Origin of the sequence: Bacillus sp. CH_70, assembly GCF_038007045.1 — a bacterium.
GTDB lineage: Bacteria > Bacillota > Bacilli > Bacillales > Bacillaceae_G > Bacillus_A > Bacillus_A cereus.
The window spans coordinates 1,129,927-1,152,107 of record NZ_JBBOWL010000001.1 but is presented as its reverse complement, the minus strand read 5'-3'; the positions used below and the strand labels follow the sequence as shown (position 1 = coordinate 1,152,107).

Below are 22,181 nucleotides of genomic sequence, written 5' to 3'. Positions count from 1 at the left end.
AAACAGTGTATGTAGTCGGCAAATGCCGACTGAATGAAATTTTAAAAGAGAAGAAAATAACACAAGTAGACCTAGCATTAAAGCTAGGTATGAAAAAACAACAAGTGCATTCTTATGCAAATAATGATAGAATCATGTCTTATCAAACCGCTAAGAATATTGCTTCTCAACTTAACGTGAATATGGAAGAACTATATGATTTCATTCAGTTGGATAAACAGTGAGAATTTCTCACTGGGCCTAATAGTCAATCAAATAGTTGACTCATACATTTGTCTAATTAGTTCTGATGAAACATATGATATAGAAAATTAGTTAAGAAAGGAGTATATGCAAATGAAATGTGTCATTTATAGACGTGTATCCACTGACATGCAAGTTGAAGAAGGCATTTCATTAGACATGCAAAGACTTCGTCTTGAACAATACGCTAAATCGCAAGGTTGGGTAGTAGTAAATGATTACTGTGACGAGGGATATAGCGCAAAAAATACAGAACGACCAGCTTTTCAACAAATGATAAAAGATATGAAGAAAAAACAATTTGATATTATTCTTGTTTACAGATTAGATCGCTTCACTCGTTCTGTGTCAGACCTACATTCTATTCTAAAAACAATGGATGAATATAATGTTAAATTTAAGAGTAGTACAGAAATATTTGATACAACAACCGCTACTGGAAGAATGTTTATTACATTAGTTGCGACACTTGCACAATGGGAGCGAGAAACCACAGCGGAACGTGTACGAGACTCCATGCAAAAAAAGGCTGAATTAGGTCTGAGAAATGGAGCTAAAGCGCCCATGGGATATGACCTAAACAAAGGAAACCTATATATCAATCATACTGAAGCTGAAATTGTAAAATACATATTCGAGATGTTTAAAACAAAAGGTATAATAAGCATCGTAAAATCTTTAAACAGTCGTGGTGTAAAGACCAAGCAAGGGAAACTATTTAATTATGATGCAGTACGCTATATTATAAATAATCCAATTTATATAGGGAAAATTCGCTGGGGAGAAGATATTTTAACCGATATTGCCCAAAAGGATTTCGAAAGTTTTATTGATAAAGATACCTGGTATACGGTTCAACAAATACAAGATAGTAGAAAGATAGGAAAAGTTAGGTTGCATAATTTTTTCGTATTCTCGAATGTGTTAAGATGTGCAAGATGCGGAAAACATTTTTTAGGAAATAAACAAGTAAGAAGCCATAATAGAATTGTAATGAGCTATAGATGTAGTTCAAGGCATCATAAGGGAACATGTGACATGCCTCAAGTTCCAGAGGATGTAATCGAAAAAGAATTTCTAAACCTCTTGGAAGATGCAATCGTTGATCTTGATGATACTGAAGAGAAACCAATAGAGTTAAGTAATTTACAAGAACAGTATAATAGAATCCAAGATAAGAAAGCACGTTTAAAATATCTGTTCATAGAAGGAGATATTCCTAAGAACGAATATAAAAAAGATATGTTAACACTGACCCAAGAAGAGAACATAATTCAAAAACAACTGGCTAATATAACAGATACAGCATCTTCATTTGAAATAAAAGAACTTTTAAATCAGTTGAAAGATGAATGGTTCAATTTAAACAACGAATCCAAGAAAGCAGCAGTAAATGCAATTGTATCTTCCATTACAGTTGATGTAACAAAACCTGCTCGTGTAGGTAAGAATCCAATTGCACCAGTAATAAAGGTTACAGATTTCAAAATAAAATAACCGCAGCCTAACTGTATTCATTTGATGTAGTTAGGTTGTGTTTAATTGACCAAACCATGGTGTTTGAAATGCACTGCCACCAGACTGAATTAATCCGTTCAACTGCTCTTTATCAAACAATTCGTGTAAAATTGAACCTTTATCCGTTAATAGATTTTGAAGCCATACTATTACTGCTTTTGTATAGTGTGGATTGTGCGTTTTCGGATAAGGACTCTTCTTTCTATATAAGATGTCATGTGGAAGTACATCTTCTAACGCTTTACGTAATAGACCTTTTTCGCGGTTTTTATACATTTTCATTTCCCAAGGAATATTCCACGCATATTCGACAAGGCGATGATCTGCAAATGGAACACGTACTTCTAAACTTGCCCCCATACTCATGCGGTCTTTTCTGTCTAATAATGTTGTCATAAACCATACCATATTTAAATAAAATAATTGGCGTCTTTTTGCTTCTAGCGGACTTTCTCCCTCTAAAATAGGAACTTCTTGAATCGACTCTTCATAGCGCCTTTGTACATATTGTTGTAAATTTAATTTATTTCTCCATTCTTTCTTTAGCAGTTGTTCACGTGCTTCTGTAGAGCGCATCCACGGAAAGGCACTCGATTGTAAATCATCTTCTCTATAAAACCACGGATATCCACCAAATATTTCATCTGCACATTCCCCAGATAAACCGACGACAAAATCTTGTTTAATTTCACGACAAAACCATAATAATGACGAATCGATATCTGCCATACCAGGCAAATCACGAACGAGTACTGCTTCAGTTAAATACTCTGCTAATTTTTCATTCGAAATGACGCAGCGATGATGGGTTGTTTGAAATGTCTCAGTCATTAAATTAATAAACGGAGCATCTGAATTTGGCTGGAACGCATTCGCTTTAAAGTATTTGTCATTATCTTCGTAATCAATAGAATACGTGTGTAATTGCCCTTTTCCTAATCTCTCGTATTCTTTCGCTGCGATAGCTGTAATAGCGCTCGAATCTACACCACCTGATAAAAAAGTACATAGTGGTACATCAGAAACAAGCTGTCTTGTAATGGCATCTTGTAATAAAAAGCGCGTTTTCTCTACTGTTTCTTCAAAAGAGTCTTCATGTTTTTTACTTTCTACATTCCAATATCTCCATATACATAAACCGTTCTTTGAAAATGTCATCGCATGACCTGGACGTAATTCTTTTATACCAGCATAAATACCATGGCCAGGCGTTCTTGACGGTCCGAGGCCGAATATTTCGGATAACCCTTCTAACGTTACTTCCGCCTTCACATCTGGATGAGCCAGTATCGCTTTTAACTCTGAACCAAATAGTAATCGCCCACTATCATATTTATAAAATAGCGGTTTTACACCTAGTCGATCTCGCGCAATAAATACTTGTTCTTTCTGTTCATCCCATACAGCAAACGCATATATACCGTTTAAATGATCGACACATTCTTCTTTCCATTCAATATAAGAAGCTAATAATACTTCTGTATCAGAATGACCTTTGAACGTATATCCTCTTCTTAATAATTCCTTTCGAATGTCTTCTGTGTTATAAAGTTCACCGTTATAGCAAATGGCGTAATTCGTTTCATCTTTTAAACAAGTCATCGGTTGTTTCCCGCCCTCAGGGTCCACAACGATTAAACGTTTATGCCCAAATGCGACATTGCCTTTAATCCAAACTTTATTATCATCCGGCCCACGTTTGGCTAACGTCTCAGCCATCTTCGTAACGACATCTCTTTCTCCTTCTAATGAGCGTTTATAATCCACCCATCCTGTAATCCCGCACATATAAATCATCCTTCCATCTTATTTCTTTTCTTGAACGTGCAGTAATCCCCACCCTAAGAGTGCGGATCAAAAAATGGAAAACTTGACGATAACCTACTATCCACATATGGAATAGCATTCTCACTCAGTAAAACGTGTTTTATTGTATGCCCACCTATGTCTAGATGTGTCTAGTTATAAAGAATGCACGAACTGTCTATAACAGGAATAACTACTTTTTATAAAGGAGAAATCATGTATGATACAACGTAACCATATTTTATATAACCAGCCCCGCGCTCATACAGTCGGTAATGTAGAATATATAAACAATGAATGGGTATTCTTTGATGATGAAAATGATGAAGCATTTTTATTAGAAGATATTGCCGAAGATGGTTTTGAGATTTTATATAACAACAACTGGCTACCAGCTCGTTTCTATGAACAAGATATATTACAAATCGCCAACGAACAGCACCACCTGCAAAACGGGGAAATGATACGTATTCGAAAAAAATTACTTCTTAGCTATAATGAATGGCTCGAGGAATTACCTGACTCTGTGTTCACATTATTAACCGAATCATTGCAATCACTTCACTACTCTTTATATGATTGCATGTATTGTCATAATTATTTATCTTTCTTACCGAAAGAGGAGTCACGCGAAGGAGTAAATATTCTTTTGTTTGATAACGAAGAGATGATCTGTACACTACAGCATCATTTCGTCCGTCACACTACATCCAATAAAAACATGTTCCGTTTTACGAAAGTAAATGGAGAAGAGTTACATATCGATGCGACATAAAAAGTAAAAACCACCTTAGCTCCCAAGTCTTTGAGATTATAAGGTGGTTTTATTTTCTTTATTAAAATACTTGCCAACCAATCGGTAATTTCAGTCCAAGGTAAAATACTGCTACTAATGCAACAATAAATAGCCCCCAAACTGCCCCTGTTGCTTTGTTCTTGCCCATTTTCACAAGAACCATTTCCATTCCACCGATAACTAAAATACCAGCTATCATTTTTAAACCATACCACATGTGCATGTTACTTGTTGCAGTCTTCATAATCCCCATGTACAACATGAAACCTGTCACAATAATGATAATGTACATAAGACGAAGCCCCATATGTACACCTTTACCTTTTCTTCCTGCTGAATAAAGTGAATACGCAACGAAGAATAAAATTAAACCTAACGCCCATGCTGTAATATGCATATGTACCATCGTATCCCTTACCTCCTCTTTTCACACTTTTTCACTCTATATGATAACATGTTCATTTATTTTCAGGAAATGTTTCGCTTTTTTACATTTAAATGCTATAATATTTAGAGTATTTACAAACTTCTTGTAATAACAAAAGGGGGAACAATCATGATTCAAACTAAGGATATTATCGAACTTACAGACACATATGGAGCAAATAACTATCACCCACTTCCAATCGTTATTTCTAAAGCAGAAGGTGTTTGGGTAGAAGATCCTGAAGGAAACCGCTATATGGACTTATTAAGTGCATATTCTGCAGTAAACCAAGGTCATCGTCACCCGAAAATTATTAACGCTTTAATTGACCAAGCTAATCGTGTTACGTTAACTTCTCGTGCTTTCCATAGCGATCAATTAGGTCCTTGGTACGAAAAAGTTGCGAAACTAACTAATAAAGAAATGGTACTTCCAATGAATACAGGTGCTGAAGCTGTTGAAACTGCAATTAAAACAGTTCGTCGCTGGGCTTATGATGTGAAGAAAGTAGAAGCAAACCGTGCTGAAATCATCGTTTGTGAAGATAACTTCCACGGACGTACAATGGGTTCTGTTTCTATGTCTTCAAATGAAGAGTACAAGCGTGGATTTGGTCCAATGCTTCCTGGCATCATTGTAATTCCTTACGGTGATTTAGAAGCATTAAAAGCCGCAATTACACCAAACACAGCAGCATTCATTTTAGAGCCAATTCAAGGTGAAGCAGGAATTAACATCCCACCAGCTGGTTACTTAAAAGAAGCTCTTGAAGTATGTAAAAAAGAAAACGTTTTATTCGTAGCAGATGAAATCCAAACAGGCTTAGGCCGTACTGGTAAAGTATTCGCTTGTGACTGGGACGATGTAACTCCTGACATGTACATACTTGGTAAAGCACTTGGCGGCGGTGTGTTCCCGATCTCTTGTGTTGCAGCAAACCGCGACATTTTAGGTGTATTTGAGCCAGGTTCTCATGGTTCTACATTCGGCGGTAACCCACTTGCATGTGCTGTTTCTATCGCAGCTCTTGAAGTTTTAGAAGAAGAAAAATTAACAGAGCGTTCTCTTCAATTAGGAGAAAAATTAGTTGGGCAATTAAAAGAAATTGATAACCCAATGATCACTGAAGTTCGCGGTAAAGGTTTATTCATCGGTATCGAATTAAACGAGCCAGCTCGTCCTTACTGTGAACAACTAAAAGCAGCTGGTCTACTATGTAAAGAAACACACGAAAACGTAATTCGTATCGCACCACCTCTAGTAATCTCTGAAGAAGATTTAGAGTGGGCATTCCAAAAAATTAAAGCTGTATTATCGTAATAATAGAGAGGTTGTCCAACATGTTGGGACAACCTCTTTCTTTTTATATTGATTTATACTAAAATGAAATTGTAATTTTCTGTATTTTAAATTCATAAAGGAGGTGCGATATGCTACTAAGATATGGTAAACATATTTACTATTTAGCTACAGCTTTTATTTTAGTTACATTCTTTAGTTTCCTACTTTCCACAACATGGCTTCATTACTCAACTCCTACTACACTCACACTACTGAAAGCATCATTTTGGACTGCTGTTATTCTTACTATTATTGGATTTGGACGAGAAAAAAGCGCACTTGCGGTTATATTATTTGGCATTTGTACACTTGCATTAATTGGTCTTTACACTTTTGCCGTTATAGATTATCTCTATAATCCGAGACCATAGAAAAGAGCTATCTTTATACAAGATAGCTCTTTTCTCATTTCACTACATTTCGCAAAGTACCAATTCTTTCCACTGTAATGACCACTTCATCACCAACATGTAAAAACCTCGGTGGTGTAAAACCTTTTCCGACACCAGCCGGCGTTCCTGTTGCGATAATATCGCCTGGTTCTAAAGTCATTCCTTTGCTTATCGTTGAAATAATTTCTTCTATTGAAAAAATCATTTTATTTGTGTTGGAAGTTTGCCTTACTTCTCCATTTACTACCGTTTCAATGTGTAATGCATTCGGCGTTTCAACCACCGATTTATGAATTAAATACGGTCCCATCGGACAAAATGTATCGAAGCTTTTCCCAAGGAAAAACTGTTTATGTTTTCTTTGAATGTCTCGAGCTGTTACATCATTTATAATCGTATAACCAAAAACATGCTCAAGCGCTTTTTCTTTTTTAATTTGCTTCCCTCGCTTACCAATAATGATAGCTAGTTCTCCTTCGTAATCTAGTTCGTCCGTTGCGTGAGGGTGACCATTAATTTGCTCATTTATGCCAATAACTGTTGTTGGTGCTTTCGTAAAGATCATTATATTTTCTGGAATAGACTCTACTCCGCCCATTTCTACCGCATGCTCACGATAGTTTTTTCCAACGCACAAAATATTCTTTCTTGGCCTTGGAATCGGCGCTAATATTCTCACCTCTGTTAACGGATAATACGCCGCTTCCCCGTTCTCTTTTGCCCAATTTACAATTTCACATACTTTCTCAAAACATTCAGTCCCTCTTTCAATACACTCTAACATTGTAATAGGGATTGTAACCTTTTCCCCTTTTTGTCTTTGCGCTTCTCTTAAGTGTAATACCTTTTCTTCTTCTTCATCCACAATACCTACAAATACCTTTTCTTCTTTCTTCGCCGTTACAAAACGCAATATTTCCACTCTCCATCCTAAAACTCATGCCCTTTAATTGTATTCGCATCCGCAAGAAAAAAACCTTCTCATGCACGCTAATTTTTACAATATTCTTCTCGCATCTTATTCGTTACTTATTCATTATTTAGCATAAAATGTAGAAATTTTACTTTTTTTAGCGAAGGCATTTCTTTTTTATGAATTTTTTGTATAATATGTACTACATATATACTAAAAATTTCATTTAGAGATGGAGCCGATTTCAATGTTTGAGCAAGCTATTGAAAAAAAACGTGAAAAAATGATCTATTTTGCTGAACGCTATGGAATGACTTCTCAAAGAACAGTGGATTGTAGCCAAGAACTGGACAGGCTCTTAAATGTAATTTGTCATGTACATACGGATTTACACCCTACTCAAACGTTCAACACACACACGCAATAACGCGTGTGTTTCTTTTATTTCAAAAAAACACACATTTTATTGGAAACGCCCATACAATAGTAGAAAAGAAAATTTTAAAAACGAAGGGTGTTTTGTATGCCAGCTATGGTCGGACATATTCGTATCGTCAATATTGGATCAAGTGGTATTTTTCATATTGGAGATGTATTTGCGATTAGGCCTATTAGTTACTCACGTGCTTTCGCCGGGGCCGGTTCTTTCAACGTTGGAGATAATGTTTCTGTCTACAATTATCAAAGTGCAACGACTGTCAACGATTCAGATGTAATCGATCAAGCGATAATTGGCTCAACTTAAAGGAGGCAATTGAATTGAATTTTTATGTAAACCAAAGTATCATCATCAACAGTATTAAAATTGATAGCATCACAACCTCTTCTGTATTCCAAATTGGTACTGCCGGAAGTATTAAAGCCCTATCTAAATTTTCAAATACAGGCGGATTTACGGAGCCACTTCGCCCATTACAGGCAAAAGGACAAATTATTTCTATCAAACCATCAACTAGTTCTTCTTAAGACATCCTTGTCATAAATATATAGCAGGAATATTTTTACCCTCCCTATTGAAAAGGAGGTTTCACAAATGAATCAAGATATATATACTTACTTACACCAACTCCAACAAGCTCTTCAAACACAACAAGCAGCCATCCTGAATTTAGAAGATCAAGTGCGACAACTCCAAGAAGAGCTTAACGAATTAAAAAATCGCCCCTCCTCTTCTGTAGGAAAAGTGGAATACAAATTCGATCAATTAAAAGTCGAAAACTTAAATGGTACTTTAAATATTGGTTTAAATCCATTTTCAGCAAAAGGACAACAAATTGAAGATTTTCAAGTGGATACAGAAACATTGAAGGTAAATCCTGAAACCGAAACAAACCCAGACTTTTATCAAGGTATCCTTCAAGAAATGCATCGATACTTAGATGAAGAAGCATATAATCGTATTCTACATTTTGAACAAGAAGAGAGAACACCGCTTGATGAAATGTATCGACAAATGATGGTGGATGACATAAAAAAACAGATGGAGCATCGACTCCCTTATTATTTATCACAAGTTCAATCATATGAAGGTATTTCAACAGATCCAGATTATTTACGAGATATCATTATTCAGGCAATGAAACAAGATATTGACAAAGCCTTTCTCTCCTTTATTCAGCACATACCGGGAAATTTCCGAAAGGAGTAAGTATGTATGAACCTTAACGTTGTAAACCGTGAGTTAAAAGTCGGACAGATTAAAATGAACGGTGTATCATCGTCCGCACTCTTTTTAATTGGAGATGCAAATCTCCTCATTCTATCTTCTATTCTCGATACACCATTTGAAACAGTTACAGAGGGTCCATTTGTACCATTAGTAACAGATGTCCCTCCTACTCCAGGTTAAGGAGACTGAGAAATTATGTTGCATCATGTGTCCATTGTCCAAAATGTTTCTATTATTTCTTTAGGGATTACTGCCGTATTGCAAGTTGGAGATGCAAACCAAATGGAATTAAAAAGTAGAGCTCTTGCCGTCCACCGTGAAATTCCTTGTTATATAAGGGGAGAAGGTCGTTTTGATGCTTTTGAAATCTTTACAGATGAACACATTACAATTCCAAAACGAACGACAGATGTAAAATTAAATATTGTAAATGAATGCCCTTTTATTGAAGTTAATAACGTTGAATTACGGACACTTTTAAATTCTGGTTGCTTTCAAATTGGAAATGTTGATTATGTTTTTAATAACTCTCGTATTATGCAAATCCGCCAATATATTACAGATGAACCTTCCGCACAATAATTCATATAGTAATTAAAAAGCTTAGTAAAGTAGGTGGATGGTATGCCTTCGGTTGTAGGAAATCTCGTCGTTCAAAACAGTAACGGCTCTTTCAACTTAGGAGATTTTTATAACGTGTCTCCGAAAGAAAACACGAAAGCCTATAACGGATCTGGAGCTTCCAATGTTGGGTTTGTTGTGAATACTTTTAGCGGCGTTAGTGCAACAAATACATTTGATTCTGATGTGGCGGATCAAGATCAGATTGGAACAGCGTAAAAAAAGTAGGAGATATTCTCCTACTTTTTTCTTTTATCTAATTCAAATTATTAGAATGAAATTTTAATCAGCAAGAGCTTTACTGTTCACAAATAGTAGTATAAACAAGTAAGTAGTGAAGAGGCACTATTTCATTTTATTTAAATGATAATCCGCTCTCCTCCAAAGCTTGTCTAAGCTTCGGCAAAGACGCAGGTCCCATACCATGCAGTTTTAAAATTTCTTTTTCACTATATTTTGAGAGTTCTTCTACAGTTTGAATTCCATGGTGTTCTAATGCCCTTCTTGCTGGCGCTGAAAGAAGAGAGAGAAAACCTTCTTTTGGTTTCCTCTCTTTCTCACAGGTTGGGCAAGTTGGACAATCGCTACTTTTATAGTACTCGTGTCCCTGTTCACAAGTTTTTAACGTTGTCATTTTTTATAGCCCCTTTCTGTCGTCTATCCTTCAATATTTACAACGTGATTCCCATCAAAGAAGTATAAACATTTCTCTTTGACAGGATGTTGTAAGCTTTTCTCGAGTGCTTTTGCATATAACGAAAGTTGCACTTTATATCGATCTTCTAAAATTGGTTTTGCTTGTTGGAATCCGCCTGGGAATTTCCCTTCAATCGTATCTGTTTTGAAGTCGATTAACGTAATGCCATCTTCCTCTTCAATCATGCAGTCGATAACCCCTTGGACAAGAATCGTTTCTTCACTCTTCCCTTGCCAATCTTGATATGCTTCTTCTGCTGCAAGCATCATCGTAAATGGTACTTCACGCTCTACACTTTTTGCCGCTAATACCCTTTTACCTAAGTCACTGTCAAAGAATGAAATTACTTTTTCAATTGCTATTTCTTCCGCCTGCTCGAATGTTAATAATTCCTTATTTACCATTCCTGCGATTTGTTCTTGTAGCGTTTCGGCCGTAATCGGTTTCTTCAAATCTACATGCTGCATAACGGCATGGACTGCTGTTCCACGCTCTGCGTACGTTAACCCTTTTTTCTCCATAAAGCGCGGACGTGTTTTAATTGGTGCACGTAGTTTTTTAATAAAGGCGTTATCGCTACCTTCTTCAGATTGATAATTTCTCTTTATTTCTGTAACAGATTGCTTCGCACGATGAGATGTCGCATCCTCATATCCGTACTTCCACATTAATCTGTCGTACACTTCTTCTTTCCGTTCACTTTGCAGGGGAACAGCCTTTTTCTCACGAAGCGCTTCTAACAATTCTTGTTTCTCTTCTTGAACTGGCTCTGGTGCAAGTAGCGTGTTACCGTCCACAACTTCTACTTTCCAGCTAGTGTCATACCCGTAAATTTCATCCGGAATGCTTCCTTGTCCTAATTCAAGAAGCATTTCACTATCACGATGTCTATATAATGAAGGTGCAATCCAGTCTAAATAACAAGACGCTCCGGCACGTATGTGATCTGGTAATAACCATTCATTATGTTCCCTCGCATCAAGCCATTTTTCCATTTCCTTATTTGCATCCTTAACTGTTCCGATTAAAATTAACTTCTCTTTCGCACGCGTTAACGCTACATATAATACACGCATTTCTTCCGCGATTAATTCCATTTTCATTTTGCGTTTAATTGCAAGTTGCGATAATGTCGTATATTTAATTCGTTTACGCGGATCGATAAATTGTGAACCGAAACCGAAATCTTTATGCAGTAAGAAACGCTTCATTAAGTCTTGTGTATTAAAACGACGACCGAGTCCAGCTACAAATACGACCGGGAACTCTAGCCCTTTACTTTTATGAATCGTCATAATGCGAACAACGTCTTCTTGTTCACCTAGGGCTCTCGCCGTACCCATATCATCACCGCGTTCTAAAATACGTTCAATAAAACGTAAGAAGCGGAATAACCCTCTAAATGATGTTGCTTCATATTGTCTTGCACGGTCATATAGTACGCGTAAGTTTGCTTGTCTTTGCTTTCCTGCTGGTAAACCGCCAACGAAGTCGTAATAACCTGTCTCACCGTACACTTTCCAAATTAAATCAGAAAGGGATTGTTGACGGGCAAATTCACGCCATCCTTGCAGTAAATTATAAAACCACTCTAATTTATCATGAAGTTCTTGCTCTTCTTCAAGCGGTGCTCCTTTTAAGAACGAGCTCATTACTTCATAAAATGACCCTTTCTTCCCATGAGCACGAAGCGTCGCAAGGTCTTCATCATTTAGTCCCACAATCGGTGAACGAAGTACAGCTGCAAGCGGAATATCTTGCATCGGATTATCAATAACGCGGAATACGTTCATCATAATATTTACTTCTGTCGCTTCAAAATAACCAGTCGCAAGGTCAGCATATACTGGAATTCCTTGCAATTTTAACTCTTCCATAATTTGCGGCGCCCACGGCATCGAGCGGAGTAAAATAACGAAATCACGGTATTGTACAGGGCGCATACTATCCGTTTTACGATCATACACTTCGTAACCGGAATCAACCATCGCTTTAATACGCTGCGCCATAAGACGAGCTTCTAGCTGTGCTTTTTCGACTTCTGCACCTTCTTCACCGTCTATTACTTCTTCTTCCGTTTGCTGAATACATAATAGCTCTGCCGCTACATCTTCACCTTCTGGATAGCTAGCACCTAGCTTTAATTCAGCGTCAGCATCGTAATCGATTTCCCCAACTTCTTCGCCCATAATTTGTTTGAAGATGAAGTTCGTTCCTGCTAGCACTTCATGACGACTACGGAAATTTTTCGCTAAGTCAATCTTCATTCCGCCGCCCGATCCTTCTTGCGTAAAGCGTTTATACTTTCCTAGGAATAAGCCTGGTTCGGCTAGTCGGAAACGATAAATTGACTGCTTTACGTCGCCAACCATGAACAAGTTTCCTTCACTCTCAGAATCTTTCGTTACGAATTTAATAATGGATTCCTGTACAAAGTTCGTATCTTGATATTCATCGACCAACACTTCAGCAAATTTATTACGATATTGAAGCGCTACTGCTGAAGGATTCATTTCACCATTTTCACTTTGTTCACTTAAAATTTGTAAACAGAAATGCTCTAAATCTGTGAAATCGACCATTCCTTTGTCTCGCTTCATCGCTTGGAAACGTTCTGTAAATACTTTTACAAGTTGAACAAGCTTTTCTAATACTGGGTGCATATCTTGAAAATCTCGTAAGAAACTTTCAGGTTTGCGGCTAAATAACTCTTCCTGTAATTTCTTCACTTCATCTTTCGCTTTATTACGAAGAGAGTCTACTTGTTTTACAACATCTTCATTGTAATCACTTTTCTTAATACGCTTTAACGTTTGCCATGATACGTTTTGCATCGCTTCATACAAACTTGTCCACGACTCACGAGCAGCTGATGATAGCGTTCCAAGTAAAGCTACATCTGCTTGCAGGGTTTCAATGCGAGGCGCTGGACCGTCAGGAAGCATTGCGAGTTCAGTTGCCTTACGAATATGCTGTTCCGCTGTTTCAAGCTGGAATTTCACATCTTCTAATAAATAAGAAGCATATACTAAATCCTCAATTGTCTTTCCTTCTACGTCATATGCTTCTACTAATTTATCAAGCCATTTTTCCGGATTTGGATGCGCTCTTGATTCTGTATGAAGCGCTAAAATCATACGTTGTAAGTCATCATCACTACGGTCACTCGTATAACGATCAACGAGTTCAAAGAATATCGTATTATCTTCGATGCCATACTCTTCTTCTAATATGTCATCTAGCACTTCTTCTTTTAACAATTCATTTTCTGTTTGATTCGCAATACGGAAACGAGGATCAACATCAAGCATGTAGTAATATCCTCTAATTACTTGTAAACAGAATGAGTGAATTGTTGAAATGGAAGCTTTATTTAATAGGCTCAGCTGCTTTCTTACGTGTTGAGAGCCTGGTTCATCAATTAATACCTTTTCTAACGCTTCTCCGATTCGGTTTTTCATCTCTTGTGCTGCTGCATTCGTAAATGTTACAACGAGCAGGCGGTCGACATCGACTGGGTTCTCTTCATTAATAATCTTTTTAATAATACGTTCAACTAATACTGCTGTTTTACCTGATCCAGCTGCAGCCGCAACTAAAATATCACGTCCGTTCGCTACAACAGCTTTCCACTGGTCATCTGTCCATTGACTACCTTCTGGTTTTTTAGGCCAATTTTCTATCATTCTCCGCCAACCTCCTCTCTTATTTTCTCCATCGCTTCGCTATCTTTCATATCTTTTAACGATCGGAACTGATTATCTTCAAGTGACTCATCAAATTGACAAACAGATTTGAAGTTACAGAACGTACATGCTGCTTTATTTCCCATTTTATAAGGAGCAATATCGATAACACCTTCTGTAATATCTTTTCCGATATTTTCAAACGTATGGTGTACATATTTTTGCAGTACGTTAAACTCTTGCTCACTTGCAATACTTGAACGCGCACTAAAGCTTCCGTCTTTTTTCAGGCCAGCAGAAATAATATCTGAGCTTCCTGTTGAAAGTTTGTTATCCATTAAACGAACAACGTCAGCATCTCCTAATACGAGTCCTTTCATTTTAAATTTCTTTAAAATTTCTTTTTCAATTTCAGCTTCAGATGCGTCACCTTTCATCTCAACGATTGGGTTATGAATATGGAAATACAATACACCAGCTGGTGATGCTGCGTGGCCTTTTTTCATCCACGTCTGTGCATTCGAAGTAACAACATCTAAATACGTTAACATTTGAAGTGCTAATCCGTAATACACTTCCGTTAAATCTAACGCTTTTGAACTTGATTTATAATCAATAATACGTAAGAACGTCCCGTTTTCATCTTCTGCCTTATCAACACGGTCAATACGGCCGACTACTTCCATCTTCACACCATTTGGTAATGAGAATTCCATCGGCGGAAGTGACCCTGTACCTCCCATACCGAACGGCACCTCTAAATCAACTGGTACGAATCCGCTTGACTTCGCATGTTCACGAAGAATGATTGACGTACGGAAAATGATTTGTTGTAGTTTTTGTTTTAAATAGAAATGACGGTTTGAACTTAATAAAATTTGTCGTTGTAATAACGGCGCAATTTCTTCTATTACTAAAACAGAAAGATGCTCACACTCTTTTATGGATAAATCCGCCCAAGTGCGGTTTTCACGCAATAACTTGTCCGCAATTTTCTTTAATGCCGCATGGAATAATTCGCCGATGTCTGGCGCATCAAGCTTGAAAATATCACGCTCTCTAAGCGATAAACCGTGCTGCGCAAAATGAGCGTATGCACAACGATTAAATAGTTCCATACGAGAGACGCTTCCTTTAATTATATCTCCGTATAAATCTCTACTTACTGCTGTACTTAGTTTCTTCGCACGATTTCGGTAGAATAAACTTGATAAGACGCGGCTACTTTTTTGTTTCCATTCATCTGAAGTTACGTAGAAATTATATACGTCCCACCAAAAGTCTAAATTCCCTTCAAATCCGTATCGCTTCCACGTTTGTAGTTGCTGCATAACGTAAGATAACGTTACTTCTGGCGTTGCTACATATGAAATTTGTTCTGAACGTGATAAATCATTTACGTCATTCGTAATAAATGAATCTTTCACATTAGGGAACATTCTTTTTATTTTCTTAATAAAGCTAGACGCAAGTAACGTCTTTCCTTCTTCATCTGCAAGCGGGCATGAAATGTATAACTTCTCAGATGCTCTCGTTACCATTTGATACATAACGAACTGTTCTTCTAACAAAGTTTGTCTCGTCGTTGGCGCTAATTCAATCCCTGCCGCACCAAGAACTTCTCTTTCCTCATCAGAAAGCATACCTTCATCCATAGGTGCTGCTGGAATGACACCCTCATTTACACCTATAATAAACGTTGCTCTCACATCAGATAATCTGGAGTGATCAATATTAGCAATTAACACTTGGTCTAATGAAGGCGGAATGTTAGCAAATTGAAGTGCCTCAAGACCTGTCGACATAACGTCAGTAAACATAGAAAGAGACATTTTCTCTTCCCCAAGCATCTCTACAAATGTATCAAGAAGGCTCATTACTTCTTCCCATACTTGTTCATGATCTGTCGCAAATAAGAAATCTCCACTTTCTTCTGCACGTATACGTAATTCTTCTAGTTTCTTCGGAACATCCAGTTCTTCTAAAAACAAGTAAACTGCTTCACACATTTGCATAACTGTTCCTGCACGCTTTAACCTTTTTTGCATGCGAATAACAGGTGTTCTTACAACGTCACGTAGCCTATTTATTTTCTCTTCCATTTCACGTTCACTGTCTGTAATCATCCCGTTCGTATCATCAAGAGAACGATAACGGCGATACATCCATGGATCTTCAGCAGTCCATCTCTTTCCTTGTACACCGTACGCTAAACAGTAATTTTCAAATTCATCCATTTCTTCACGCATCGCTTCTTTTCTTACGTCTAATGGATATAAAAGCTCTGTTTTCACGCAACGGAACACCGCATCATAACGCCAATTCCCACTAATAATCTCGAGTGCAGAACGAATACATTCTACCAATGGGTGGTGTGACATCGGGCGCTTTTCATCGATGAAGTGCGGGATATTGTAATCTGTAAATAACGTTCGCATCACATCGTAATAACTTTCCCCATTACGAAGAAGCACTGCAATATCTCGGTAACGATATTTTTCGTCCGCAACAAGTTTACGAATTTCACGAGCAACACCTTCTACCTCCGCTCGTAAATTCGCAGCTGTACTAATCGTTACACTCGCTTCACCGTTAAATTTTTCATTCGGACGCGCTTCATAATGAGCTTCTAAATGCGCTAATGCTGGAGAATGAAAACGCGGCTGTTCCATAAGTGGAATTGTTTTTTCAATTACTATTTTCTCTTCACGCGCTACTTGTTTTATTTTTTCATACGTTAACGTCGTTTCATAAAATAAATCGAGTTCATTTACTGGCTGTGCTAACGTTTTTTCATCTATCGTTAACGTGATCGTAACTCTCGCTCCGCAAATCATAAGCTGTCTTACAATCTCTAACTCTTGCGGAGAGAATGAATGAAATCCATCTATATAAATTTCCGCACCATTTACATATTCAGACTGCGGAAGCTTTTCCACTAGCAATTGCAGGTAGTCTTCTGAATCTAAGTATTTTCCAATTAAAGCACGTTCAAAATCATCGTATAGTAACTGTAAATCATACACTTTATTCGCTAGTAACTTTTGTTCGGCACTGCTACTATGCGCATCTAATTGTTGCCACATTTCATATACGTTAGATGGCGTTACATTGTAACGTTTAAACTCTGCAATCATACTGCCAAGATGTTCAAAGAAACCATTTTGCTCCGCTGCTTTTTGGAACACCGATAATCCATCTTTACGAGACTCTACAATTTTACGGAGTAACATATGTACACCAGCTTCATCAATATGAAGACGACTCGCTCCGCCAACTTCTTGCAGCACCTTCCACGCTAATCGTGAAAAACTAAAAACTTGTGCCCGAATAGAACCTCTTACATCCTCACTTCCAATTAACGCCTGCTGCGTCTGGAATGTCATCTGTTCTGGCACAAGATATAATATTGTTTTCCCTCTCGGGCGCTGTTTTAACTCTTCTTGCACTTCACGTAAACAAAGTGTACTTTTTCCACTTCCCGCTCTACCAATCACAAATCGAAGTGACATGTAACCCCACCTTTCACTTACATAACGAACGTTAGTTTGCTACTATAATTGTATTATAGTACACGAAAAAAGACAAACTGAGTTGTTTGTCTTTTCTATACTTCTACTTCATTATATCAACCTTTTGAAAAATTCGTTTGTACCTCTTGAATTGGCCAATATCGCAAATCAACTTTACCGACGACTGTATCAGCTTTTACAAAGCCAAAGTGTCTACTATCCCAGCTCCCGAGCCGGTTATCACCTACTACAAAAATAAACCCGGGTGGCACCAGCTTTTCTTTCGTTAACTCTTCTAATGTAAAGTCGCCTGTTAGTTGCCTTCCATTTATCTCTTTCTTATACTTCTCTAGATACGGCTCATCAATAAATTGTCCATTTATATATAACTTATCATGCTTATATTCAATATGATCTCCAGGTAAACCGATAATTCGCTTTACATAGTCCTCTTTTTTATTCGCATGAAACACCACAACATCAAATCTGTTCAAGTCCCCAACTTGATAACTCACCTTATTTACAACGAGCATATTGCCATCTTGCAATGTCGGCATCATTGACTTCCCCTCTACAACATACGTTGAAAAGAAAAACGTTCGAAAAAATACAGCTAATAATACACCAATTAAAATTGTTCGTATCCACTCTATGCCTTCTTTTTTCAAAGTTTTCTTCATCTGCTTCTCCCCTTATCCTTTAATACTGAAGCTTTCCTTTACAAAGAAGACTATTCTTAATGTAGTTCTAACTTTACTTCGATTTTCTTACCGACATACCATAAAATAAAAATACCAATCGCTACAATGACTGATTTCACCGGGTTATGAATAAATGACATTAAATCATGACCGATATACGTTAAAATAAAAATCATCACAAGTTTTCCGAATGCTAACGCTAGACCAAACTGTTTTACACTAATTCGGGATAAACCAGCGACAACATTTATGAGCGCTGACGGTGTAAACGGAAAACAAAATATAACAAAAATCGGTGCGAATCCTTTCCTTTCAATCCACCCCATTGCTTTTCGTACTCTCTCATGCTTATTTACAAACGAAAAGAAACGACTGCGACCAAAATGGCGGATGATGAAAAAGACAAGTAATGCACCCATTACTGATCCAAGCCATGAATAAAGAAAACCGAGCCAAAAGCCAAATGCAACAGCATTCGCCAGTACAAATACGATAAGCGGTAATGCTGGAATCAACGCCTCTATCATCGGTAAACCAATACCAAGAAGTGGTCCGAACGCTTTATAACTCTCAACAATATGATCCATATTTTCTGGTGAAAAATACTCTTTGATTGTCTGAAAATCCATTCTACACTTTACCCCTTTACTCTAAATACTATCCCTACTGTATCATCGCTTATATGAAAGAGGAAATGGTAGATACGACATATGGAGATGCATTTATTAAAGTTTCCATATCTTTCATAAGAATTCCTTCATTATTTAGCTATGATAATCTATCAATATTCGACAGGACATGTCGTTCGTTTTGTTATTTAGATGGTTTTCCGATTTTTATCGGTAAATGAAATTACACTGGTGATTTTCTAAATATAACAATTACAACTCGGTTTTTCTAATATATCGCCTTACCTACAAAGACTGATAAGGTGAAACTTTAATCAGTGGGGATTTTGTTGATCCCCCGCTTAACTTCTTTGCTTTCGCTGAATTTTGAGGCGGGGGTCTTACTGCCCACAAATAACAGGATAAACAAAAAAGAATGGGGATTCCCCCATCCTTTCACACTTCGCCTTCCTTCACAAAATACACACTCTCATAAGCGGGTCTTAATGTTGATTCCTCTTTTTTATCAACCTCTTTAAAACAAGGATTCCCTTGTTTTTTCCTACGATCTTCATATTCAGTACGTAATTTCGCTGTACGATTTTGTTGATTTTCAAAACTAGTTTTTGATATCTCTAATTTCACAGCAAAGCCATTTATAAATCTAATAATAAGATTTCCATCTTTTAATTCTTTATTACTTTCAATATAAAAATGAGACAACCAAGCGCACTCTTTTCTAGAGTAAGAATAGGTAGGGAAAAAATAAAGTTGATCTGCTGGACTAATCGCAATCGGCGCTTTATGTGTAATATGAGTTAACTCTTTCGTTCCTTCTTTTCTGCCTAAGAAACTAGAGCCATGCTTGCGGCAACTTCTTTCTATAATATCTAGAGGTTTTTGAAATACGAAAAAAGAATCATTCATTTCAACGACTCGCGTAACAATTTTCTTTTCACTTAGAATAACAGGAAGTAAGGCCATCGTATTTTTCGTTACAACATAATTTTCGACATAGCGTTCCACTTTACTTTCCATACTCCATTATCTCCTTTTTTCCATTTATATTAGCAGCTGCATATATAATTTTAGCATCTATGAAAAGGAAATAGCTTACAAGTTCCGCTTTTTTACAATTTTTTATCATTTATCAAACATTTGTTAAATGATAAAATCACGATATAGTAATGATTTAATTTTAAAGTTATAAAAACAGCATTTATACTACCTATAAATATTTATTATCCATTCCTCTTTTCACATCATGAAAACAATTAACTTTGCTATAATTAAAATATAAATCCAATATATGGAGGGCCACTATGGAAGAAAAAGAAATCCAACCATCAATTCAAATGAAAAATAGTAGCGTCATTATCGTGAAAAACTCAGCTAGTATTATATTTGGTTTATTCTTCATTCTGCTATTCTTTGCTAAACCGTTTCGTAAATCAAAATGTCCAGAATGTAAAAAACGTGAGAAGAAAAAATCAGGGCAAGAACAATAAAAGGCCTTCCTTTATGGAATGCCTTTTTACATTTGTAGTATCATTTTATTTATTCTTCTTCACCCTAAAAAAAACTATATTTTCTTCCAAGGTTCTCTACATCTTTTTTGATTTGTAATATGATCCTTATCTAAAACATGAGAAAAAGTATTTGTACTTGTTACTCGCTTTTAATTTTTATTAAACACTTCAAATTTGTACACCTTTATCCATCACTAACAATTCGTTAATTAGTTAACTTTATAATATAAGTTTTGTATATAATGTCATTCAAAAACACAATATATATAAGTGGCTATTTATAATTACATTGCTTTTTATCGAATTCCAAAAAGGAGCTGTATACTATGAACAAAGAAAATCTATTAAGCCAGCAGGTTAATAGCATCCCCTCAGATGCTCTGAATACCCCTAGTAAGGAACAAGAACAACTGTTAGAAACATCATCTCAAAACGTACAAAATTCCAACAACAACACTAACAAAAAAGATGTTACTTAAGGTCCATCTGGAAAAGATTTCCCCATTTCAACAGAGAATACAAATTTATAGTTATTTACTATCATACGCAGCAAATGCTCTTGCTGAACTAATTCTTCTACAGAAACTAATACGCATTCCAGATAATTTTTCACCCGTTGTAACATAGAAAAAGAGATTTAGATATAAAAACAGGCTCTGAAAAAACTTTCCCCACAACAAAAAAAGGATGGCATTAGCCATCCTTTTTTCCATCATCAACTATAAAATTATAGTTTGATTACGTTTTTAGCTTGAGGTCCACGGTTACCTTCTTCGATTTCGAAGCTAACTTTTTGGCCTTCTTCTAGAGATTTGAAACCTTCAGTTTCGATTGCAGAGAAGTGTACGAATACGTCGTTTTCGCCTGGAACTTCGATGAAACCGAAGCCTTTTTCGTTGTTAAACCATTTTACTTGTCCTGTTACTGCCATGATTATTTCCTCCTAAGAAAATACAAATTTAATTTTTTTAGTCTTCCTGTCTAAAAAAAGAATCCACACATTATCAAATACGAAACATAAACTAGTTCTCACATACTTTTTCTCGTTCGTTTTCAGCACTTGATAACATATGGATTGCTTAATTTAACTATTCAACTGACATCATCATAGCACATTAAAATAAAATGTACAATCTTTTTCGAAAATAGAATTTCTAATTTTTAGTATTTCTTATAAAATATAATTATCTTTATTCCAAATAAGGAGGAGTTTATGACCAATAAAATTCCTAGAAAAACATTAAAAAGAATTAAAGAGGATATTGAAAATAATAATCTTGGAAAAGCAAGAGATAGATTGCATGGCCTCATCTTTACATACCCAAATGAATTACATCTTCGAAAACAACTCGGAGATATTTATTATACATTACAATATCCAGAAATGGCTGGACGTTACTGGTATCTAGAGAAACATAAAACAGACATTATGCATGAATCATGTTTATTATTTGAAACATCAATGGGAAATAATCCTCATCATATTGCACGTGCTTTAAAGTTTAAAGGCGATTCTAACCATTTAAAAGGTTTGTATAAAGATCAACCTTTATCTTCAGTGCAGAAGAAAGTAGCAGAGGAGTTAATTTATGAGTATAAAGAAACATGGCAAGATAAGCTAGTTACTTTTGGCTGTCTAGCATTCCTTGCTTGCCTTCTCTTTTCTGCCGTTGTTGGTCTATTCACTATTTGGAATTGGATTTTTGAATTATAGGGGGAATT

General features: G+C 36.4%; 25 protein-coding genes. 15 read left to right on the top strand and 10 right to left on the bottom strand.

Going from position 1 to position 22,181, the window contains the following annotated elements; all coding sequences use genetic code 11:
* Window positions 1-5 precede the first annotated feature (5 nt).
* Together N2V79_RS05845 and N2V79_RS05840 are read left to right on the top strand one after the other, a co-directional pair.
* Window positions 6-224: a helix-turn-helix domain-containing protein gene (locus tag N2V79_RS05845; RefSeq protein WP_086422202.1), complete on the top strand. Its 219-nt coding sequence runs from the start codon at window positions 6-8 to the stop codon at window positions 222-224.
* A gap of 112 nt (window positions 225-336) precedes the next feature.
* On the top strand, window positions 337-1,740 hold the full coding sequence (locus N2V79_RS05840) for a recombinase family protein (RefSeq protein WP_086422203.1): 1,404 nt from the start codon (window positions 337-339) through the stop codon (window positions 1,738-1,740).
* A 30-nt stretch (window positions 1,741-1,770) separates the two neighbouring features.
* On the opposite strand, the gene asnB is transcribed toward N2V79_RS05840, so the two are convergent.
* On the bottom strand, window positions 1,771-3,549 hold the full coding sequence (gene asnB / locus N2V79_RS05835) for an asparagine synthase (glutamine-hydrolyzing) (RefSeq protein WP_340719665.1): 1,779 nt from the start codon (window positions 3,547-3,549) through the stop codon (window positions 1,771-1,773).
* A gap of 238 nt (window positions 3,550-3,787) precedes the next feature.
* On the opposite strand from asnB, the gene N2V79_RS05830 reads away from it, so the two are divergent.
* Entirely contained in the window at window positions 3,788-4,342 is a 555-nt protein-coding gene (locus tag N2V79_RS05830; protein ID WP_000616066.1) for a DUF2777 domain-containing protein, read from the top strand.
* 61 nt (window positions 4,343-4,403) lie between these two features.
* Here the strand turns inward: N2V79_RS05830 and N2V79_RS05825 are convergent, their stop codons facing one another.
* Entirely contained in the window at window positions 4,404-4,769 is a 366-nt protein-coding gene (locus N2V79_RS05825) for a YisL family protein (protein WP_340719664.1), read from the bottom strand.
* 150 nt (window positions 4,770-4,919) lie between these two features.
* Here N2V79_RS05825 and rocD point away from each other — a divergent pair, with 150 nt between their 5' ends.
* Both rocD and N2V79_RS05815 read left to right on the top strand, forming a co-directional pair.
* Complete coding sequence (gene rocD / locus N2V79_RS05820; protein WP_097903944.1) at window positions 4,920-6,110, top strand: ornithine aminotransferase; 1,191 nt, start codon at window positions 4,920-4,922, stop codon at window positions 6,108-6,110.
* Between the two features lie 110 nt (window positions 6,111-6,220).
* Complete coding sequence (locus N2V79_RS05815; protein WP_340719663.1) at window positions 6,221-6,502, top strand: hypothetical protein; 282 nt, start codon at window positions 6,221-6,223, stop codon at window positions 6,500-6,502.
* Between the two features lie 34 nt (window positions 6,503-6,536).
* Here the strand turns inward: N2V79_RS05815 and N2V79_RS05810 are convergent, their stop codons facing one another.
* Complete coding sequence (locus N2V79_RS05810; RefSeq protein ID WP_340719662.1) at window positions 6,537-7,436, bottom strand: fumarylacetoacetate hydrolase family protein; 900 nt, start codon at window positions 7,434-7,436, stop codon at window positions 6,537-6,539.
* A gap of 247 nt (window positions 7,437-7,683) precedes the next feature.
* Here N2V79_RS05810 and N2V79_RS05805 point away from each other — a divergent pair, with 247 nt between their 5' ends.
* The 7 genes from N2V79_RS05805 (at window position 7,684) to gerPF (ending at window position 9,945) form a co-directional block, all read left to right on the top strand.
* Window positions 7,684-7,863, top strand: coding sequence for an aspartyl-phosphate phosphatase Spo0E family protein (locus N2V79_RS05805; protein ID WP_000462857.1), 180 nt, complete (start codon window positions 7,684-7,686; stop codon window positions 7,861-7,863).
* A 96-nt stretch (window positions 7,864-7,959) separates the two neighbouring features.
* Entirely contained in the window at window positions 7,960-8,181 is a 222-nt protein-coding gene (gene gerPA / locus N2V79_RS05800; RefSeq protein ID WP_001111187.1) for a spore germination protein GerPA, read from the top strand.
* Between the two features lie 14 nt (window positions 8,182-8,195).
* Window positions 8,196-8,402, top strand: coding sequence for a spore germination protein GerPB (gene gerPB, locus N2V79_RS05795; RefSeq protein ID WP_001012508.1), 207 nt, complete (start codon window positions 8,196-8,198; stop codon window positions 8,400-8,402).
* A 67-nt stretch (window positions 8,403-8,469) separates the two neighbouring features.
* Complete coding sequence (gene gerPC, locus N2V79_RS05790) at window positions 8,470-9,084, top strand: spore germination protein GerPC (RefSeq protein ID WP_001070761.1); 615 nt, start codon at window positions 8,470-8,472, stop codon at window positions 9,082-9,084.
* 6 nt (window positions 9,085-9,090) lie between these two features.
* Entirely contained in the window at window positions 9,091-9,285 is a 195-nt protein-coding gene (gerPD, locus tag N2V79_RS05785; RefSeq protein ID WP_001052807.1) for a spore germination protein GerPD, read from the top strand.
* A gap of 15 nt (window positions 9,286-9,300) precedes the next feature.
* Window positions 9,301-9,687 carry a spore germination protein GerPE gene (locus N2V79_RS05780; protein ID WP_000902329.1) on the top strand — a complete coding sequence of 129 codons (387 nt, stop codon included), beginning with the start codon at window positions 9,301-9,303 and terminating at the stop codon, window positions 9,685-9,687.
* Between the two features lie 42 nt (window positions 9,688-9,729).
* A complete protein-coding gene (gerPF, locus tag N2V79_RS05775) occupies window positions 9,730-9,945 on the top strand; it encodes a spore germination protein GerPF (protein WP_001141570.1) in 216 nt (71 codons plus the stop codon).
* A gap of 136 nt (window positions 9,946-10,081) precedes the next feature.
* Here the strand turns inward: gerPF and N2V79_RS05770 are convergent, their stop codons facing one another.
* From N2V79_RS05770 to N2V79_RS05745, 6 genes are all read right to left on the bottom strand, one after another.
* Complete coding sequence (locus N2V79_RS05770) at window positions 10,082-10,360, bottom strand: RNA polymerase alpha subunit C-terminal domain-containing protein (RefSeq protein ID WP_053565036.1); 279 nt, start codon at window positions 10,358-10,360, stop codon at window positions 10,082-10,084.
* A 23-nt stretch (window positions 10,361-10,383) separates the two neighbouring features.
* On the bottom strand, window positions 10,384-14,109 hold the full coding sequence (gene addA, locus N2V79_RS05765) for a helicase-exonuclease AddAB subunit AddA (protein ID WP_064532884.1): 3,726 nt from the start codon (window positions 14,107-14,109) through the stop codon (window positions 10,384-10,386).
* Window positions 14,106-17,621 carry a helicase-exonuclease AddAB subunit AddB gene (gene addB / locus N2V79_RS05760; protein WP_254489006.1) on the bottom strand — a complete coding sequence of 1,172 codons (3,516 nt, stop codon included), beginning with the start codon at window positions 17,619-17,621 and terminating at the stop codon, window positions 14,106-14,108. The genes addA and addB overlap by 4 nt, the downstream gene beginning before the upstream one ends.
* 116 nt (window positions 17,622-17,737) lie before the next feature.
* Entirely contained in the window at window positions 17,738-18,301 is a 564-nt protein-coding gene (gene lepB, locus N2V79_RS05755) for a signal peptidase I (protein WP_000751897.1), read from the bottom strand.
* Window positions 18,302-18,357: 56 nt separating this feature from the next.
* The gene (locus N2V79_RS05750) at window positions 18,358-18,951 is read right to left on the bottom strand and encodes a TVP38/TMEM64 family protein (protein ID WP_000347517.1); all 594 of its coding nucleotides are present in this window, start codon (window positions 18,949-18,951) and stop codon (window positions 18,358-18,360) included.
* Window positions 18,952-19,386: 435 nt separating this feature from the next.
* Entirely contained in the window at window positions 19,387-19,968 is a 582-nt protein-coding gene (locus tag N2V79_RS05745; RefSeq protein ID WP_000444443.1) for a competence protein ComK, read from the bottom strand.
* A gap of 284 nt (window positions 19,969-20,252) precedes the next feature.
* Here N2V79_RS05745 and N2V79_RS05740 point away from each other — a divergent pair, with 284 nt between their 5' ends.
* Window positions 20,253-20,438 carry a hypothetical protein gene (locus N2V79_RS05740; RefSeq protein WP_000391373.1) on the top strand — a complete coding sequence of 62 codons (186 nt, stop codon included), beginning with the start codon at window positions 20,253-20,255 and terminating at the stop codon, window positions 20,436-20,438.
* Between the two features lie 347 nt (window positions 20,439-20,785).
* Entirely contained in the window at window positions 20,786-20,938 is a 153-nt protein-coding gene (locus N2V79_RS05735) for a hypothetical protein (protein ID WP_340719661.1), read from the top strand.
* A 248-nt stretch (window positions 20,939-21,186) separates the two neighbouring features.
* Here N2V79_RS05735 and cspA read toward each other — a convergent pair whose 3' ends face one another.
* The gene (gene cspA, locus N2V79_RS05730) at window positions 21,187-21,390 is read right to left on the bottom strand and encodes an RNA chaperone/antiterminator CspA (RefSeq protein WP_000301522.1); all 204 of its coding nucleotides are present in this window, start codon (window positions 21,388-21,390) and stop codon (window positions 21,187-21,189) included.
* A 282-nt stretch (window positions 21,391-21,672) separates the two neighbouring features.
* Here cspA and N2V79_RS05725 point away from each other — a divergent pair, with 282 nt between their 5' ends.
* Window positions 21,673-22,173, top strand: coding sequence for a DUF6584 family protein (locus N2V79_RS05725; protein ID WP_340719660.1), 501 nt, complete (start codon window positions 21,673-21,675; stop codon window positions 22,171-22,173).
* Window positions 22,174-22,181: the final 8 nt, after the last annotated feature.

Bases quoted from the DNA above. Each gene is read 5' to 3' on its own strand.
- N2V79_RS05840 (WP_086422203.1), top strand. From the start codon at position 337: ATGAAATGTGTCATTTATAGACGTGTATCCACTGACATGCAAGTTGAA.
- asnB (WP_340719665.1), bottom strand. From the start codon at position 3,549: ATGTGCGGGATTACAGGATGGGTGGATTATAAACGCTCATTAGAAGGA.
- N2V79_RS05830 (WP_000616066.1), top strand. From the start codon at position 3,788: ATGATACAACGTAACCATATTTTATATAACCAGCCCCGCGCTCATACA.
- N2V79_RS05825 (WP_340719664.1), bottom strand. From the start codon at position 4,769: ATGGTACATATGCATATTACAGCATGGGCGTTAGGTTTAATTTTATTC.
- rocD (WP_097903944.1), top strand. From the start codon at position 4,920: ATGATTCAAACTAAGGATATTATCGAACTTACAGACACATATGGAGCA.
- N2V79_RS05815 (WP_340719663.1), top strand. From the start codon at position 6,221: ATGCTACTAAGATATGGTAAACATATTTACTATTTAGCTACAGCTTTT.
- N2V79_RS05805 (WP_000462857.1), top strand. From the start codon at position 7,684: ATGTTTGAGCAAGCTATTGAAAAAAAACGTGAAAAAATGATCTATTTT.
- gerPA (WP_001111187.1), top strand. From the start codon at position 7,960: ATGCCAGCTATGGTCGGACATATTCGTATCGTCAATATTGGATCAAGT.
- gerPC (WP_001070761.1), top strand. From the start codon at position 8,470: ATGAATCAAGATATATATACTTACTTACACCAACTCCAACAAGCTCTT.
- gerPD (WP_001052807.1), top strand. From the start codon at position 9,091: ATGAACCTTAACGTTGTAAACCGTGAGTTAAAAGTCGGACAGATTAAA.
- N2V79_RS05780 (WP_000902329.1), top strand. From the start codon at position 9,301: ATGTTGCATCATGTGTCCATTGTCCAAAATGTTTCTATTATTTCTTTA.
- gerPF (WP_001141570.1), top strand. From the start codon at position 9,730: ATGCCTTCGGTTGTAGGAAATCTCGTCGTTCAAAACAGTAACGGCTCT.
- N2V79_RS05770 (WP_053565036.1), bottom strand. From the start codon at position 10,360: ATGACAACGTTAAAAACTTGTGAACAGGGACACGAGTACTATAAAAGT.
- addA (WP_064532884.1), bottom strand. From the start codon at position 14,109: ATGATAGAAAATTGGCCTAAAAAACCAGAAGGTAGTCAATGGACAGAT.
- addB (WP_254489006.1), bottom strand. From the start codon at position 17,621: ATGTCACTTCGATTTGTGATTGGTAGAGCGGGAAGTGGAAAAAGTACA.
- lepB (WP_000751897.1), bottom strand. From the start codon at position 18,301: ATGAAGAAAACTTTGAAAAAAGAAGGCATAGAGTGGATACGAACAATT.
- N2V79_RS05750 (WP_000347517.1), bottom strand. From the start codon at position 18,951: ATGGATTTTCAGACAATCAAAGAGTATTTTTCACCAGAAAATATGGAT.
- N2V79_RS05745 (WP_000444443.1), bottom strand. From the start codon at position 19,968: ATGGAAAGTAAAGTGGAACGCTATGTCGAAAATTATGTTGTAACGAAA.
- N2V79_RS05740 (WP_000391373.1), top strand. From the start codon at position 20,253: ATGGAAGAAAAAGAAATCCAACCATCAATTCAAATGAAAAATAGTAGC.
- N2V79_RS05735 (WP_340719661.1), top strand. From the start codon at position 20,786: ATGAACAAAGAAAATCTATTAAGCCAGCAGGTTAATAGCATCCCCTCA.
- cspA (WP_000301522.1), bottom strand. From the start codon at position 21,390: ATGGCAGTAACAGGACAAGTAAAATGGTTTAACAACGAAAAAGGCTTC.
- N2V79_RS05725 (WP_340719660.1), top strand. From the start codon at position 21,673: ATGACCAATAAAATTCCTAGAAAAACATTAAAAAGAATTAAAGAGGAT.